This window comes from Dyella japonica A8, assembly GCF_000725385.1.
Classification (GTDB): Bacteria; Pseudomonadota; Gammaproteobacteria; order Xanthomonadales; family Rhodanobacteraceae; genus Dyella; species Dyella japonica_C.
This window is the reverse complement of sequence record NZ_CP008884.1, coordinates 860418-876180: the sequence shown is the minus strand read 5'-3', so window position 1 is coordinate 876180 and position 15763 is coordinate 860418. Positions and strand designations below refer to the sequence as shown.

Here is a 15763-nt window from a genome sequence, read left to right as displayed (position 1 = left end):
GCTAAGCCGCTGCCGTGCCCCGGCGGTACCATTTCCCGACCCACTGCCAAGCCATTCCCATGGTCATCCACCCGCCGCACCGCTCGCTCAGGCTCATGCTGTTCACCCTGCGCGGCTCCATCATCCCGGTGATCTGGAAACGGGTGGTCGGCATGATGCTGCTGTCGGTGGCGGTAGTCCTGCTGGAACACCGCTTGCCGCGCACCGGTGTGGAGCTGGGTGCCATTCCGCCCACCCTGATGGGGCTGACGCTGGCGATCTTCCTGGGCTTCCGCAACACCGTTGCCTACCAGCGCTGGTGGGAGGCGCGCACGCTGTGGGGCGAGCTGCTGATCGTGCTGCGCAACCTGGCACGGCAGACCGTGAGCCTGCCGGAAGGTCTGTCACAGGAAGACCGCGCACGCATGGTGCACCGGTTGATCGCCTTCGCCCATGCGCTCCGCCACCACTTGCGCGGCACACCACCGGGTGACGATGTATCCCGCTGGCTCACGCCCGCGGACGTAGCCGCCATGGCCGGCAGGCCCAATCCGCCGAACGTGTTGCTCGGCCTGATCGCCCAGGGTTACGCGCAACTTCGGCGCGATGGCCGGCTCGACCCGATCCTGCTGGCCAACATCGACGCCCAGGTGACACGCGTGTCGTACGTGCTTGGCGGCTGCGAGCGCATCCACAACACGCCGATTCCGTTCGCCTACATCCTGCTGCTCCACCGCACCGTCTACATCTACTGCCTGCTGCTGCCGTTCTGCCTCATCGGCAGCGTCGGCTGGGTAACGCCGCTGATGGTGGGCGTGCTCTCCTACACCTTCTTCGGGCTCGATGCGCTGGGTGACCAGATCGAAAACCCCTTCGACCGCCTGCCCAACGACCTGCCCCTCGACGCCCTGTGCCGCACTATCGAAATCGGCCTCGGCGAGCTGCTGGGCGAGCGCGATCTGCCGGCGCCACTGCAGCCGGTGGACGGCGTGCTGATGTAAGCGCGATGCGCCGGGCCCGGCGCGGACCTCCATTCCGCAAGGTTACCGAAAGTTCTTGCCGTAGTTTTACGGCATTTTCGGCGCGTGCTTAACGTTTGTCGGAACAAACTGAACCCCTACAGGGGAAGCACACAGAGGCACTAGTACCGCCCAGGCAACGCAGTGTTGCCTTGATTCGACCTATTTCCAGTACCGGTCGGTCCAGTTAAGTAATTATACTAGGCGGTGTAGGAATCCCTCTCTCAAGCCAGAAGAAGAACAGCACATGCGATCCCTCCTCCTGCGTAGCGCCGCCGCGCTTGCACTGATCGGTGCATCCGCCGCCGCCATGGCCGACCCCCGCATCGAAATCAACGGAGGCCGAAGCTACTCCGACGGACACTGGACCAACACCGCCTGGATCGAAGGCATCTGGGGCGAACACACCTTCGGCCACAGCGAGTTCTCGTGGGCTCCCGCCGCCTCACTGGGCTTCGTCAATGGCCGTCACGTGGCTCGCTACGGCAACGCCGTTTCCGACGACGTATGGCTGCTGGGCGGCGGCGTCCGCCTGCGTTATGGCGGTGCCGACGACTGGTACCACCACCTGTTCTGGACCTCGGAAATCGCCGCCCAGGCCGGCCGCACCCAGGAACTGAGCAGCGCCGGCGAGTTCGTGAACTCCGTAGGCTGGACCGGCGAACACTGGACCTTCCAGATCCGCCACGCCTCCAACGCCGGCATCAAAGGCCCCAACCGCGGCGAGACGATGGCGCTGATCGGGTTCGCGTTCAACCCGTAAGTGGCATGACCAGCGATGGACACGACAACGGCCCCGCGAGGGGCCGTTGTCGTTTGGATGGCTGAATGGTTCATGGGTGGCGAGGCTGGGGGTATGGCGTCCGCGGACTGGCCCCTTGGGGAGCGCACCCGGTGCGCGACGGCGGCATCTTGTGATTGCCGCTTCGTTGGCTTGTCGCGCACAGGGTGCGCTCCCACAGAAAAGCCGGCCGCGGCGCATATCTCGGCCAAAGCGAAGCGAGGCGCCGCTTTAAGTCCTCACCGCCAGGGCGCGTTGCGTAGCGCCTGGGAGTACCTGCTGTGTAGAGGCGAAGGTCGCCAAGTAACGATTTACCTCACGCGTTCGGGCTTATCCCATCGACATGCTGCCAGCTCTTAAGGCCATTTTCTTTGGGTTACTTTTCTTTTGGGCCAGCAAAAGAAAAGTGACTCGGCCTTCGGCAGAAGGTCGAAACGCCCGCTGCGTAAGCGGCCCGATCGCGGTCACGTCCGAGGCGACAACCAACCGCAAAGTCACTGGATCCCGGCCTGCGCCGGGATGACGGCCTAGGATGAAACGCTGAGGTTAGCTTACAAAAGCAGCCCAAGCCCCTCCCGGAATCCATCGCGATAACAGCACCGGCACCCGGAGCAAAAAAAAGGCCGCTCAAAGCGGCCTCTTTCATCGTGAACCAGGCACAGGATCAGTGATCCGACCCCGGCCCCGCCTTCGCACTGAACGGCGGCTTCGCCAACCACACCACCACGATCAGACTGAGGAACACCCACCCCAGCATGTGGAACACCTCGTTGAACGAGATCTGATAACCCTGCTGCGTGATCAGCTGATCCAGCAGGACATTCGCCGACTGCCCCTGCACGCCCACACCCTGCAGCGTCGCCTGTGCCGACGGATCGTACGGCGTGATGTGCTCGGCCAGGTGCGCGTGATGCACGATCGCGCGGTGATCCCACAGGAAGGTGGTCAGCGAGGCCGAAAAACTCGCGCCCAGCGTGCGCAGGAATGTCGCCAGGCCACCGCCCGAAGCGATCTCGTTGGGCCGCAAGTCCGACAGCAGGATCGTCGTCACCGGCATGAAGAACAACGCCACGCCCAAACCCTGGAACAGCTGCACACCGGCCACGTGCCAGAAATCGATCTGCACGAAGAAGTTCGAACGCATGAAGCACGTCGTACCCATCACCAGGAACGCGCACGAGGCCAGCAGGCGCATGTCCGTGCGGTTGGCGTACTTGCCCACGATGAAGGTGAGCATCACCGGCAGCACGCCCAGCGGTGCCGCGGCAAAACCCGCCCAGGTGGAGGTATAGCCAATGTTCCGCTGCAGCCACTGCGGCACCAGCAGGCCGATGGCGAAGAACGCCGCGTAAGCCAGCACCAGCGCAATGGTGCCCACGCGGAAGTTGTGGTGCCGCAGCAGACGCAGATTGACGATGGGCTCGTCGTCGGTGAGTTCCCAGATCAGGAAGACCGCCAGCGCAACCACCGACACGATGGTGGTGATCACGATGAACGGCGAACTGAACCAGTCTTCATCGTTGCCCTTGTCGAGCACGATCTGCAAAGCGCCCACACCGACGATCAGCGTGATCAGGCCCACGTAGTCGACCTTCGGGCGCGAGGTGACGTCCGCGCGTCCGCGCATCTGGTTGCCGACCACCATGCTGGCGAAGATGCCGATGGGCACGTTGATGAAGAAGATCCACGGCCACGAATAGTTGTCGGTGATCCAGCCGCCGAGAATCGGGCCCGCGATAGGCGCCACCACCGTCACCATCGCCAGCAGGGCCAGCGCCATGCCGCGTTTGGCGGGTGGATAGATCGATATCAGCAGACTCTGCGTGATCGGATACATCGGGCCGGCCACCGCGCCTTGCAGTGCGCGGAACAGGATCAGCATCGGCATGCTCTGCGCGAGGCCGCACAGGAAGGAGGCGATCGAGAACAGCAGCGTTGACCAGATGAACAGCCGCACCTCGCCGAAGCGGCGGGTGAGGAAGCCGGTCAGCGGCAGCGCGATCGCCGTGCTCACCGCGAAAGAGGTAATGACCCAGGTGCTCTGGTTGACGCTCACGCCGAGGTTGCCGGCGATCGTCGGCAGCGACACGTTCGCGATCGTCGTGTCCAGCACCTGCATGAAGGTCGCCAACGAGAGACCGATGGTGGTCAGTGCCAGGTTGGGCGGACGGAAATCTTGGCTCATCGCACGGATAACCTGCGGAGTGATGGGTTTGCCCGCTCCGGAAAGCTCATCGAAGCGGTCTTTGCTTTTTGCCCGTCATTCCGGCGCACCCTGAAAAGGGGGCAAGGGCCGGAATCCAATGACTCGGTTTGGACACGTGCGAAGAACTTCATGCCGTGTCGCTACTGGATTCCGGCTTTCGCCGGAATGACGCTTTGAATGACCACAGCGGCTAGCGTGGATGGCGATGCAGCGCCGCCACGCCAACCACAAAACACTTACTTCTTCGGCGCCTCGCCGCTGCCCGCCATGTTCGCGTGAATGATCTCCGCGATCACACCGTCGGCCTTGGCGAGCTGTTCCTTGTAAACGTCGGTCGTGAACGCCGGCTGCGTCGGCGCCTGCTTGGCCAGCAGCGCGCCGTTCTGGTCGCGCAGGTTCACTTCCACCTTGGTCGACAGGCCGATGCGCAGCGGATGGTCCTCCAGCTGTTTGGGGTCGGTGAAGAACACGCGCACCGGCACACGCTGCACGATCTTGATCCAGTTGCCGGTGGCGTTCTGCGCCGGCAGCAGCGAGAAGGCACTGCCCGTGCCCACGCCCAGGCTTTCGATCTTGGCCTTGTACGTGACCGAGCCGCCGTACACGTCGGCGCGGACTTCCACCGGCTGGCCGATGCGCATGCGGGTGAGCTGCGTTTCCTTGAAGTTGGCGTCGATCCACACCTCATGCAGCGGCACCACGGCCATCAGCGGGTTGCCCGGCGCGACGCGCTGGCCCAGCTGCACGGAACGCTTGGCGACGTAGCCGTCCACGGGCGCGATGATCGAGGTACGCACGTCATCCAGGTAGGCAGCGCGCAGGCGGGCGGCGGCCGTCTGGACGTCCGGATGCGAGGCGACGACGGTATCGTCCACCAGCACCTTGTTGGTCTGCAGCTGCTGCTGCGCGGTGGTCAGCGCGCTCTGCGCGGTGGTCAGCGCATCCAGTGCGTGCGACAGCTCTTCGGCCGAGATGGCACCGGACTTGGCGAGGTCACGGCGACGGTTGTAGTCGGCCTGCGCCTTGTCCACGGCGGTCTTGCGTGCGGCCACTTCGGCCTGGGCACCATTCACGTTGCTGTAGAGGCCGCGCACCTTGCGCACGGTGCTGGCCAGGTTGGCGCGCGCCTGCTGGAGCGCGACGTCGGCATCGGCCGGATCGAGCTTCACCAGCACGTCGCCTGCATGCACCAGGTCGCCGTCGTCGGCGCCAATGGTGATGACCGAGCCCGGTACCTGCGGGGTGATCTGCACCACGTTGCCGTTGACGTAGGCATCGTCGGTCTCTTCGTACCAGCGGCCTTCAAGGAAGTACCACAGGCCCCAGCCGATGGCGGCGAGCACCAGCACGGCACCGAGCATCTTCAGCATGAAGCCGCGACGGCTCTTCGGGGGTTGGGCGGCCGCGTTCTCGGCCGCGAGCGGGGTTTGGCTAGACATGGGGGCAGCCTTTGTTCAAAGCGAATGATCAGGGGAAGTTTGGACGGCCACGTCGGCGTTGCCTTGCGGGCGGAAACCGCCGCCGAGCGCCTGAATGAGCTGCACGGACAGGTCCACCTGCTGCGACTGCAGCGCGGCGAGGCGTTCCTGCGCGCTGAGCAGCTGCTGGCGCACGATCAGCGCCTCCAGATAGCTGCCGACACCGGCCTTGTAGCGCTGCTCGGACAGCTGCCACGCCTGTGTGGCGGCGTCCACCGCGCGCTGCTGCGCAGCGACCTGTTCCTTGGACGACTGCACGGCGTCGTAGCCATCGGCCACTTCGTTCACCGCGCGCACCAGTGCCTGGTTGTATTGGGCGACGGCTTCGTCGTACTGCGCATCCCGCGCGGACAGGTTCGAACGCAGGCGACCACCGTCGAAGATGGGCAGGCTGAGCGATGGACCGAAGGTGTAAAAGCGCGCCGGCAACTGCAGCGGATTGATGCTGCCGAAGGCAGCCACGCCGGCCATCGCGCTGATGCTCACGTTGGGCAGGAACTGGGTCTTGGCGACCTTGATCTCCTTGCCCGCCGATTCCACGCGCCAGCGTGCGGCGACGATATCCGCGCGATGACCGAGCAGTTCGGTCGACAGATCCGCCGGCACCGTGAGTGCACCCGGTTGCAACAGCTGCGGGCGGCTGATGTCCAGGCCGCGGTCCGGGCCCTTGCCCAGCAGCACCGACAGCGACGAACGCGCCGCGTCGATGGCGCGGTTGGCGGCGGCCACCTGCTGGTCGGCATTCGCCACCTCGGTGTCGCTCTGCTTGAGCTGCAGCTGGTTGTCCAGGCCGGCGGAGACGCGCTGCTGGGTCAGCTGGCGTGCGGTGGTGGCGCGCTCATGCTCGGCCTTGGCCACGTCCTGCTGCGCGTAGGCATAGGACAGCTGCACATAGGCGCGGGCCACGTTGGTGGACAGCTCGATACGCGCTGCCTGCTGCTCGATCTCGGCCGCACGCTGCATGCCGACGGCCGCTTCCCACGCGGCGCGCTTGCCGCCCCACAGGTCAAGACCCCAGCTGAAGCTGGCGCGGGCATCCTTGAACCAGGTGAACTTGCCGCCGCCCAGTTCCGGCGGCGCGGCGGTGAGCGGCAGGCGCTGGCCGACCACGTTGGCGCCCGCGGAAACACTGGGGCCACGGTCGGCATCGGCCGCGCCGGCTTCCGCCTGCGCCTGGCGCGCGCGCGCGTCGGCCACGACGAGGGTCGGGTTGTCCTTCAGCGCCTCGGTAATCAAGGCCGAGAGCTGCGGATCGCCCAGGCCCGTCCACCAGTCATTGGCCGGCCAGGCAGCGGGGGAGAGGGCGGCGCCGGACAGGCTGCGATCGGCCTTCAGCGAGGAGGCATCGGTCAGCGTGCCTTCCGGATGCAGGCCGCCGCTGCTGACGCATCCCGCCAACGCGAGGGAGAGGCCGGTGGCTGCCGCAAGGATTTGCAGACGCATGGGCTTGGTTTCCAGGAAAGTGAAACGGATCAATTCATGTCGCGGAGCGCTTCGAGCACGCGCACCAGGTAATCGCGCAGCTGCTCACGCTCGGTCGGGTTCAGCGCCTTCTGGGCCGCATCCAGGACGCGGTCGTTGCACGGCGTGATCTGTCGCCATATGGCATCGCCGGCCGGGGTCAGCTCGATGCGCAGGGCGCGGCGGTCCTGCTCATGCGGCTGGCGGCGCAGCAGGCCCTTGCGTTCGAGCTGGTCGAGCTGGCGGGTCATGGCGCCGCCATCCAGTTCCACCGCGCGGGCGAGCTCGCTGGCTGACATCGGGCCCATGTGGGCAAGGCGCTTGAGGATCAGGAACTGGGTAAAGCGCAGGTCCACGCCCGAGGCCTGCAGCTCGGCCTCCATCTTGCGGACGATCTCGCTGCGAACCAGCCCAACGAGGACGCCAATGCTGTCCTGCGGATACGAAGGAGGGTTAGAGGGGCTCATGAGAACGGCAATTTTATTGCCGGAAATATATTTGTCAAGGCAAATATGGTCAGGATAGATTTTGCCCGAACAAATTTGAGCCAACCTCAATGGCGCCCCTCCCGCATCTCGTCTTCCAGCCAGGCGCGCAGGGCGGGATGGCGCAGCTCGAACAGCTCGAACACCCCCAGCGCGCGCAGCGCCGGCAACAGGGCGACCAGCCGCGGCTCCAACGCGCGGCGGGCGGCCTCGGGGGTCTCGGGGGCCAGCATCTGGTGGGCACAGGCCACGAATGCCTCCAGCGGGGCGGTCTCGGCGGTGGGCGTGCGTACGGCAATCATCGACATGGATCGGCTCTCCCTTCGACGCCGGGCGGCGGCGCCGCGTGCTTGCTTCTTCAGGACGCGTGTCGGGGTGCGGGCGTGACCGTGCCACTTCAAGCAGGAGGAATGGCACGGGTGGGGGAAACCGCGACCGACGCCGCGTTTGGCACCGCGAGCGGCGGCAGCGGTGGGGATCGGGCCAGCATGATTGAGCAGGCGCAGGGAATACTGTTAGCGTTATTTGGTCAAAGTTTGTCGAGAATCGGCCATGGGTCATGTCACCGAGAAGGATGAAGCACAGTTCCACGCGTTGATCGAACGACTGGACGGCCCCTCCGTGATCGCCTATTGGACCGAAGGCGAGGCCTCGAGCGAATACAGCGAAAACACCCGCCAGTACGACTGGCATTCCCACGCGCGAGGCCAGCTGTACTGCGTGGAAAGCGGGCTGGTGCACGTGCGCACGGCGCAGGGCTCCTGGTTGCTGCCGCCGCACCGCGCGGGCTGGATGCCGGCGGGCGTGGAGCACACGGTGACCCTCAGCGGCGCGATGAGCGGCTGGGGTGTGTTCGTCACCCCGCTTGAATGCGGCTGCCTGCCCGCCGCCCCCTGCGTCATCGGTGTCACCGAACTGATGCGCGCGCTGGTGCGCCGCGCGAGTTCATGGGTATGGGAGCGGGAGCTCGACGAGAGCCAGGAGCGGATCACCCGCGTCCTGCTGGAAGAGATCTGCCGCGCGCGCCACGAACCACTGCACCTGCCGATGCCGACGGACCGCCGTGCATTGCGCATCGCCGTGGCGCTGTTGGAGAACCCGAACGACAACCGTGGGCTGGACGAGTGGGCGGTGTGGGCGGGCCTGTCGCCGCGCAGCCTCAGCCGCTTGTTCCGCAGCGAGACGGCGTTGAGTTTTGCGCAGTGGCGGCAATTGGCGCGGTTGTCGCGCGGGCTTGAGCGGCTGGCGGATGGCGAGCCGGTGTCGTCGGTGGCGGATGCGTTGGGGTATGCGAGTGTGAGTGCGTTTGTGGCGATGTTCCGGCGGAGTTTTGGGCAGCCGCCGGCGAGGTATTTTGCGGCGCAGGCGGGGCAGTAGGTGGGGGTGAGGGGGCACTCTCGCCTCACCTTACCTACCCGTCATCCCGGCGCAGGCCGGAGGCGCTTCACAACAGCCGAAGGCTGGTCATCCAGTGACTTTGCGGTTGGTTGTCACCTCGGACGTGACCGCGATCGGGCCGCTTACGCAGCGGGCGTTTCGACCTTCTGCCGAAGGCCGAGTCACTTTTCTTTTGCTGGCCCAAAAGAAAAGTAACCCAAAGAAAATGGCCTTGAGAGCCAGAGCTGGCAGCATTTCGTGGGAAAAAGCTCGAACGCTTGAGGCGGTTTGTTGCTTGGCGACCTTCGCCTCTAAACAGCGGGTAGTTCCATGCGCTTCGCAACGCGCCATGGCGATGAGGGCTTAAAGCGGCGCCTTGCTTCACTTTGGCTCTGAGGGAACCCGCACGACCGCGCTCTTTTCTGTGGGAGCGCACCCTGTGCGCGACAACCTAACGGAGCCGTGACTACGAGGCGCCGCTGTCGCGCACAGGGTGCGCTCCCACAAGGGACTCGACTCTTTGAAAGCTTCGCCAATGGCTCGGGTTCTTGCTTCGGCTTTTAGCTTTTAGCTTTTAGCTTTGGCTTTTGACCTGCCGGGTCCCGGGATGACGCGCCTTCCGGAAGGAGGTCGGAAGCCCGCCGCATGCGAGCCAGGTCGCGGGAGCGCTAGAGCCAAGCCGTGTTGCCTAAGGCGACAACCGATTACCGACGCTACTGGATCCCGGCCTACGCCGGGATGACGATACAAACGGTGAGGCTAGATTGCGCCCCTCACCCCAACCCTCTCCCCTTTCAGGGAGAGGGAACACAAGCATCACTGCTTCGCGGGCTTCACATACGTATTGAACAACTCGTCAATCCGACGGTACTCGTCGTACCACGAATCCGGATGCTGGAAGCCGTGCCGCTCCATCGGATACAGCGACATCCAGAAATTGTTCTTGTGCAACTCGATGAAGCGTTGGTAGAGGCGAATGGTGTCGCTGGTCAGCACGTTGTCGTCGATCAGGCCGTGCTGCATCAACAGCGGATCCTGCAGCTTGTCGGCGTAGTTGATCGGCGAGCTGATCTGGTACGACTCCGGATCGAGCTGGGGATCGTTGAGGATGTTGGACGTGTACTCGTGGTTGTAGCTGGTCCAGTCGGTCACCGGACGCAATGCGGAGCCCGCAGCGAACTCGCCCGGCGCGCGCAGCAGGGACATCAGCGTCATGAAGCCGCCGTAGCTGCCGCCGTACATGCCCACGCGCTGGGGATCCACGCCGTGGTTCTTCACCAACCATGCCTTGCCGTCGAGCAGGTCTTCCAGTTCCGGATGACCCATCTGGCGGTAGATCGCGGTGCGCCACGCGCGGCCGTAGCCTTCGGAGGCGCGGTAGTCCATGTCCAGCACCACGTAGCCCTGCTGCACCAGCAGGTTGTGGAACATCTGTTCGCGGAAGTAGTTGGAGTACGACAGCGTGACGTTCTGCAGGTAGCCCGCGCCGTGCACGAAGATCACCGCGGGACGCGAGGCGGCAGCGGCCTCGTCGGCCGGGCCGTAGTACTTCGCCCAGATCGTGCCCGCGCCATGCGAGGACGGCACGCCGACGATCTTCGGCTGGATCCACGCGTGCGCGGTGAAAGCCGGCTTCATGGTGTTGGTGAGTTCGCGCGGCGTGCCGCCGTCGACGCTCTGCACGGCCAGCTGCGCCAGCGTGTACGGTGAGGAATGCAGCACGGCCAGCTGGCGGCCATCGGGCGACAAGGCGAAGTCGTCCATGCCCTGGTACTGCGTGAGGCGGGTCAGCTCGCCGCCGGCACTCGGCACGCGATAGACGTCGTAGCTGTAGGGCGCGACCTGGTTGGTGCGCATGTAGAACCACTGGCCGTCGTCGCTCAGCGCCGGATGGCTCACTTCGAACTTGCCGGTGGTCAGCGCCTTGGCCTTGCCGCCCAGCGGCTTGGTGTAGAGCTGCGAGTAGCCGGTGTCCTCACTGAGGTACCACAGCGTGCGGCCGTCCTTGAGCCAGCCGAAATCGTTGAAGTTCCAGTTGATCCAGGCGTTGTCGGTGAGACGGTCCTGGTTGACCAGCGCGTGCTTGTCGAAATCGACGCTGGCGATCCAGCGATCCTTGTTGTCGATGGCGCGCAGTTGGATGGCGACGTTCTGGCCGTCGTCACTCCACACGATGCCACCACCGCCGCCGTCGTCGGCGCTGGAGATGATGCGCACCGCGCGCACGTCCGGCGCCTTCAGTGCCTTGGCTTCGTCGGCCTTGCCGTCCTTCTGCAGGGCGGCCACGGTCTTGGCGCGAATGCCCTTGAGCGGATCATCCTTGATGCCGGGCAGGCCGTCGGTCTTGAGCGGATAGAACTTGGCGGCCTTCAGGTCCACCAACACCAGCGACTGCGGCGCGGGATCATTGTGGCCCACGTAGACGCGCGTCTCCTGCTGCTCGGCGTAGCCGGATTCGGTGACGTAGTGGGTGACCTCGGGGCGCTTGCCTTCCTTCGCGCCCTTGGGCTTGGTCACGACCACCATCCAGCGGCCATCGGGCGACAGCTCAGTGTCGGCCGGCTCGCCGCCGTCGCCCAGATAGATGGGCTTGGGCGCGCGGCCAGGGTCGGCGGCCATCATCGCGTCGTCGTTCTCGCGCGCGGCGTCCTTGTCCGACTTGTTCTCGCGCAGCGACTTGAACAGCCCCAGCTGCATGTCCTTGAGCGGATCGGGCTTCTTTTCCTGCGGGTCGTCGCTGAAGCGCAGCACAGCGGCAGGGCCGCTCACGCCCGAGGCAAGGTCGTAGACGAACCAGTCGTTGCCCTGGCGATACTGCAGGCTGCGGCCATCGCTGGAGAAGCGCGGCGCGGATTCCGGCGCCGACGAGCGGGTGACCTGCACGCGGCGGCCGCTGGACAGGTCGATCATGAAGATGTCGCCATGCATCACATAGGCGGCGTGGCGATGCGCGCGGTCATAGACCGCCGGGCCCTCGGCCTGCGCCATGGCAGCCGGGTCGAGCTTCACGCTCTGGCCACCGGCGGGATCCACGCGGTACAGGTCGCGCACCTTGCTGCCCTCGCGCTTGAGCGAGTAGTACAGGCTGTGGCCGTCCGCGCTCCAGTAGGGCTGCTCCACCGCCACGCCGATCCAGTCCGGATTGGCCATGATGGTTTCCAGGTCGAGCTGGCCAACCGACGACGGGGGCGACACGGCCGCCGCCGGCAGGGTGGCGAGGGCGGCGAGGCCGGCAAACAGCGTTCGGCGCATGGAGGGCTCCACAGTCAAAACAGGGCAGCATAGCCAAGGCCCCGTGCCGCACAAGCGCCGATGGTCTAGGTTCAAACTAACGGCCTAGACAGCTAGTCTTGGCGGTTACCCTTGCGCCTCGGCCGCGTGCCCGCATGGCGGGCGTGTGTCGTCCAACCCGCGAGCCGTGCGTTCGGTGAGGTTCTCCCGCATGTCTTCGCGGCATGCTTTCCTGCAGTCCCCAAGCCCCGGCGAATCCCTATGCCCCTGCCTACCGTTGAGATCGAAACCGCCCCGAATCCCGGCCACAGCGTGATCTGGATGCACGGGCTGGGCGCCGATGGCAACGATTTCGCGCCCATCGTGCCGGAGCTGGTTTCGCCCTCGTGGCCTGCGCTGCGCTTCGTGTTCCCGCATGCGCCGGTGCGGCCGGTGACAGTCAACGGCGGCATGCCCATGCGCGCCTGGTATGACATCGTCGGCGTCGATCTCATTTCCCGGCAGGACGAGACGGGCATGCGCGCCTCCGTCGCCAGCGTGGAAGCGCTGATCGCCCGCGAGAACGAGCGTGGCGTGCCTTCCGAACGGATCCTGCTGGCGGGCTTTTCGCAGGGTGGCGCCATCGCCCTGTCGGCGGGGCTGCGCCACGCCGGGACACTGGCTGGCGTGATCGCGCTGTCCACCTACCTGCCGCTGCAGGAGGCCTTCGTCGCCGAGCGCAGCCCCGCCAATGGACAGACGCCGGTGTTCTGGGGTCATGGCACCGCCGATCCGATCGTGCCGCTCACCCGCGGCGTAAATTCGCGTGACCTGCTGCAGTCCCTGGGTTACCCGGTGAGCTGGCACACCTACCCGATGCCGCATTCGGTATGCGCCGAGGAAGTGGCCGACCTGCGCCAGTGGATGACGGTGCGACTGGAGGCCTGAGCGCCTCTTCACGATCGCCCTCAAGACCCAAGTTCCTCATCGTCATCCCCGCGAAGGCGGGGATCCAGTGCCTCTAAGCGCCATCGAAAACCTAAAGTCACTGGATCCCCGCTCTTGCCCCCTTTTCGGGGTTCGCGGGGATGACGGTGAGGGGAAGCAGGGCGCTACGGTGAGATTTTCAACAGGCTCCTGGCGCCCGTCAGGCTGGGATGCCATGCAAGGAAGCCTACGCACGCATGCGGCATACTCCTTCGCATGAGGGAGCCTGCCACCGCTACAACAGCGCCTATTCGTCCGGAGCATCGCCCGCTGCCTGATTTCTGCAGCGGGCCGGTGATCTTTGCGCTGCTGATCACGGCATCGATCACCGTGACGGTGATGTGGCTGGCGCCCAACAACAGCCACGGCTGGCGCGGCTATACCGTGGGCATGCTGTTCGCCGACTGGCTGGCCGTGGTGATCGGCGTGGCGCTGTGCAAGTTGCGGCCGCTGTTCGTCCGCTTGCCGGGCAACGCGTCGTACGCGGGCGTGTGGCTGGCGATGGTGTGGATCGTGGCTGGCGGCAGCCTGCTGGTGTACTGGATGGACGGCGTCATGCAGATGGAGCTGCTGCGCGATACCGCCGGCACGTTCGTCGTCAACAACACGATGATCGCGGCGTTGCTGGGCGCGGCGATGCTGCGCTATTTCTATCTGCTCGCGCAGTGGCAGACCCGGCTGGAGGCCGTGTCGCAGGCACAGGTGGCCGCCCTGCAGGCGCGCATCCGCCCGCACTTCCTGTTCAACAGCATGAACACCGTAGCGGCCCTGGTGCGGGTTGATCCTGCCGCCGCCGAACGCACGGTGGAAGATCTCTCCGAACTCTTCCGCGCGGCGCTTGGCGAACACAGCACGCACGACGGTACGCTGGCTGAAGAGCTGGGCCTGGTCGACCGCTATCTCGACATCGAACAACTGCGGCTGGGCGAGCGCCTGCGCGTGCGCCGCGAACTGGATGACCTGCCCGCGGGCTTCCCGCTCCCGCGCCTGCTGCTGCAGCCGCTGGTGGAAAACGCCGTGCGCCACGGCATCCAGCCACTGCGCGAAGGCGGCGAGGTGATCCTGCGCGGCCGTCGCGAACGCGATGGCGTGCGTATCGAGATCGACAACCCGCTGGCGAACGTGCCCACGCCCGGCGGCCACGGCCATGGCCTGGACAATGTGCGCCGCCGCGTCGCGTATCGTTACGGGCCGGGCGCGCGCGTGACGGCCGGCCCCGACGCCGGTCGCTTCGTGGTGTGCCTGCAGTTGCCAACCCAGTAGAACCGGACTCATGCGCGTACTTATCGTGGACGACGAACCCCTGGCACGCACGCGCCTCGCGGCGCTGCTGGCCGGATGCAGCGATGTCGACGTGGTGGGCAGTGTCGGCGATGGCGAAGCGGCCATCGACGCCGTGGGCGAATGCCAGCCTGACGTGCTGCTGCTGGACATCAACATGCCCGGCATCAGCGGCACCGCGCTCGCACAGCGGCTCGCCGGCAGCAAACGGCCTCTGGTGGTGTTCTGCACGGCCTATGAAAGCCACGCCCTGCACGCCTTTGAACTTGGCGCGGTGGATTACCTGCTGAAACCGGTGCGTCTGGAGCGCCTCAACGAGGCATTGCAACGCGCACGCCTGCGCCTGCAACAAGCGCCCGGCGACACCGGCGGCTATCTGCACGGACGCCTGCGCGGCGAACAGGTGCGGGTCGCCCTGGACGACGTGATCAGCCTGTTGGCGGAAGAAAAGTACGTGGTGGTGCAGCATCGCGGCGGGCAGCTACTGCTGGAAGATTCGTTGCGCCAGCTCGAGGACGCTTATCCCGACACGCTGATCCGCCTGCATCGCAATTGTCTGGTGCCGGCGCAACGGTTGATCGGCCTGAAGACGCTCACCGACGGCCGCGTGCTGGCGCGGCTGGGTGGTACGGAACTGATGCCGGAAGTCAGCCGGCGCAACCTGCCGGCCTTGCGCAAGCTGCTGCGCATGGGGTGAAGCGGCGGGCGAGGGCACCCACCGCTTCGTGCCGCCGTCAACGCACGGCCAGCTCCCTCACGGAGGGGTTGTCGCCCTGCGCGGCGTAACCGATCAACTGCCGGATCAGCGCTCGCTCGCTGGACGTCCAGTGCAGCGTCGTGCGCAAGGTGGCGTTGTCGGTGCCAAAGCGCACCGGGTCACTCAAGGCCGCCGCGCGATACCAGGCCAGCGCGGCATCACGCTGGCCCGAGGCCGTGTAGGTCAGCGCCATGGCCATCGGCACCCACTGCGGCCGTTGGCCCGGGCGCAACGAGAGGTTTCGCTGGAACGCCTCCAGCGCACACGCCGGATCGCCAAGATTGATCATGCTCCAGCCATAGGCCCACAGCAGGCGGCGGTCATTCGGCTTGATGCGCAGGGCGCGCTGAAAGTTGATCTGCGCCGCGCTGGCGCGATGCGTGCTCGCCGCCAGCCAGCCTTCGTCGGTCAACTCGCGCACCGGCGAGATCTGCGGGAATACACTGGGATACTGGGCCTGATTGAACGCCGAGGCTTCCGGCAGGCCGCGCGCCGTCACGTCCGGATCGGTGTAGGGGCGTCCGTCGGGCAACAGTACCGGCAACCCGTTGCCCGTGGGCTCCACGGGCGGAGCCACCTCGGCCGCGAGCGCGGCATGGCCAGCCATGGCGAAAACAACCGTGCAAACCATCCTGCGGATATTCATGACAACACTCCTTGCTGTCTCCGTTCCGGCATCAGGATAGCCCCTCGTGCGACGCCATACCTAATGCAGCCGCGACAACAATTACGCGACAATAGG

The 15763-nt window shown here is 65.7% G+C and carries 13 protein-coding genes; 6 read left to right on the top strand and 7 right to left on the bottom strand.

The genetic code is table 11. The features are described from left to right. The first annotated feature begins 59 nt into the window (after positions 1-59). Together HY57_RS03630 and HY57_RS03625 are read left to right on the top strand one after the other, a co-directional pair. On the top strand, positions 60-980 hold the full coding sequence (locus HY57_RS03630; RefSeq protein WP_019463685.1) for a bestrophin family protein: 921 nt from the start codon (positions 60-62) through the stop codon (positions 978-980). A 265-nt stretch (positions 981-1245) separates the two neighbouring features. Next, a complete protein-coding gene (locus HY57_RS03625) occupies positions 1246-1761 on the top strand; it encodes a hypothetical protein (protein ID WP_019463686.1) in 516 nt (171 codons plus the stop codon). Between the two features lie 682 nt (positions 1762-2443). Here the strand turns inward: HY57_RS03625 and HY57_RS03620 are convergent. The 5 genes from HY57_RS03620 to HY57_RS03600 form a co-directional block, all read right to left on the bottom strand. Continuing rightward, positions 2444-3964, bottom strand: coding sequence for a DHA2 family efflux MFS transporter permease subunit (locus HY57_RS03620; RefSeq protein ID WP_019463593.1), 1521 nt, complete (start codon positions 3962-3964; stop codon positions 2444-2446). A gap of 257 nt (positions 3965-4221) precedes the next feature. After that, positions 4222-5424: an efflux RND transporter periplasmic adaptor subunit gene (locus tag HY57_RS03615; protein WP_019463594.1), complete on the bottom strand. Its 1203-nt coding sequence runs from the start codon at positions 5422-5424 to the stop codon at positions 4222-4224. Between the two features lie 15 nt (positions 5425-5439). Continuing rightward, entirely contained in the window at positions 5440-6906 is a 1467-nt protein-coding gene (locus HY57_RS03610; protein ID WP_019463595.1) for an efflux transporter outer membrane subunit, read from the bottom strand. Between the two features lie 29 nt (positions 6907-6935). Then, the gene (locus tag HY57_RS03605) at positions 6936-7307 is read right to left on the bottom strand and encodes a MarR family transcriptional regulator (RefSeq protein WP_019463596.1); all 372 of its coding nucleotides are present in this window, start codon (positions 7305-7307) and stop codon (positions 6936-6938) included. Positions 7308-7477: 170 nt separating this feature from the next. Next, the gene (locus HY57_RS03600) at positions 7478-7717 is read right to left on the bottom strand and encodes a hypothetical protein (protein WP_019463597.1); all 240 of its coding nucleotides are present in this window, start codon (positions 7715-7717) and stop codon (positions 7478-7480) included. A gap of 244 nt (positions 7718-7961) precedes the next feature. Here HY57_RS03600 and HY57_RS03595 point away from each other — a divergent pair, with 244 nt between their 5' ends. Further along, a complete protein-coding gene (locus HY57_RS03595; RefSeq protein WP_019463598.1) occupies positions 7962-8786 on the top strand; it encodes an AraC family transcriptional regulator in 825 nt (274 codons plus the stop codon). Between the two features lie 816 nt (positions 8787-9602). Here HY57_RS03595 and HY57_RS03590 read toward each other — a convergent pair. Beyond that, positions 9603-12038, bottom strand: a complete 2436-nt coding sequence (locus HY57_RS03590) for a S9 family peptidase (protein WP_019463868.1) — start codon at positions 12036-12038, stop codon at positions 9603-9605. Positions 12039-12278: 240 nt separating this feature from the next. Between HY57_RS03590 and HY57_RS03585 the strand changes: the two genes are divergently transcribed. The 3 genes from HY57_RS03585 to HY57_RS03575 all read left to right on the top strand — a co-directional run bounded on the left by HY57_RS03585 (position 12279) and on the right by HY57_RS03575 (position 14961). Further along, on the top strand, positions 12279-12944 hold the full coding sequence (locus HY57_RS03585; protein ID WP_019463867.1) for an alpha/beta hydrolase: 666 nt from the start codon (positions 12279-12281) through the stop codon (positions 12942-12944). A gap of 255 nt (positions 12945-13199) precedes the next feature. Continuing rightward, on the top strand, positions 13200-14246 hold the full coding sequence (locus tag HY57_RS03580) for a sensor histidine kinase (protein ID WP_026033688.1): 1047 nt from the start codon (positions 13200-13202) through the stop codon (positions 14244-14246). A 10-nt stretch (positions 14247-14256) separates the two neighbouring features. Continuing rightward, positions 14257-14961, top strand: a complete 705-nt coding sequence (locus HY57_RS03575) for a LytR/AlgR family response regulator transcription factor (RefSeq protein ID WP_019463865.1) — start codon at positions 14257-14259, stop codon at positions 14959-14961. Between the two features lie 37 nt (positions 14962-14998). On the opposite strand, the gene HY57_RS03570 is transcribed toward HY57_RS03575, so the two are convergent. Next, a complete protein-coding gene (locus HY57_RS03570; protein WP_144240763.1) occupies positions 14999-15667 on the bottom strand; it encodes a tetratricopeptide repeat protein in 669 nt (222 codons plus the stop codon). Between the last annotated feature and the right edge of the window lie 96 nt (positions 15668-15763).

Bases quoted from the DNA above. Each gene is read 5' to 3' on its own strand.
- HY57_RS03605 (WP_019463596.1), bottom strand. From the start codon at position 7,307: ATGGAGGCCGAGCTGCAGGCCTCGGGCGTGGACCTGCGCTTTACCCAG.
- HY57_RS03625 (WP_019463686.1), top strand. From the start codon at position 1,246: ATGCGATCCCTCCTCCTGCGTAGCGCCGCCGCGCTTGCACTGATCGGT.
- HY57_RS03610 (WP_019463595.1), bottom strand. From the start codon at position 6,906: ATGCGTCTGCAAATCCTTGCGGCAGCCACCGGCCTCTCCCTCGCGTTG.
- HY57_RS03570 (WP_144240763.1), bottom strand. From the start codon at position 15,667: ATGAATATCCGCAGGATGGTTTGCACGGTTGTTTTCGCCATGGCTGGC.
- HY57_RS03590 (WP_019463868.1), bottom strand. From the start codon at position 12,038: ATGCGCCGAACGCTGTTTGCCGGCCTCGCCGCCCTCGCCACCCTGCCG.
- HY57_RS03585 (WP_019463867.1), top strand. From the start codon at position 12,279: ATGCCCCTGCCTACCGTTGAGATCGAAACCGCCCCGAATCCCGGCCAC.
- HY57_RS03615 (WP_019463594.1), bottom strand. From the start codon at position 5,424: ATGTCTAGCCAAACCCCGCTCGCGGCCGAGAACGCGGCCGCCCAACCC.
- HY57_RS03600 (WP_019463597.1), bottom strand. From the start codon at position 7,717: ATGTCGATGATTGCCGTACGCACGCCCACCGCCGAGACCGCCCCGCTG.
- HY57_RS03630 (WP_019463685.1), top strand. From the start codon at position 60: ATGGTCATCCACCCGCCGCACCGCTCGCTCAGGCTCATGCTGTTCACC.
- HY57_RS03575 (WP_019463865.1), top strand. From the start codon at position 14,257: ATGCGCGTACTTATCGTGGACGACGAACCCCTGGCACGCACGCGCCTC.
- HY57_RS03580 (WP_026033688.1), top strand. From the start codon at position 13,200: ATGAGGGAGCCTGCCACCGCTACAACAGCGCCTATTCGTCCGGAGCAT.
- HY57_RS03620 (WP_019463593.1), bottom strand. From the start codon at position 3,964: ATGAGCCAAGATTTCCGTCCGCCCAACCTGGCACTGACCACCATCGGT.
- HY57_RS03595 (WP_019463598.1), top strand. From the start codon at position 7,962: ATGGGTCATGTCACCGAGAAGGATGAAGCACAGTTCCACGCGTTGATC.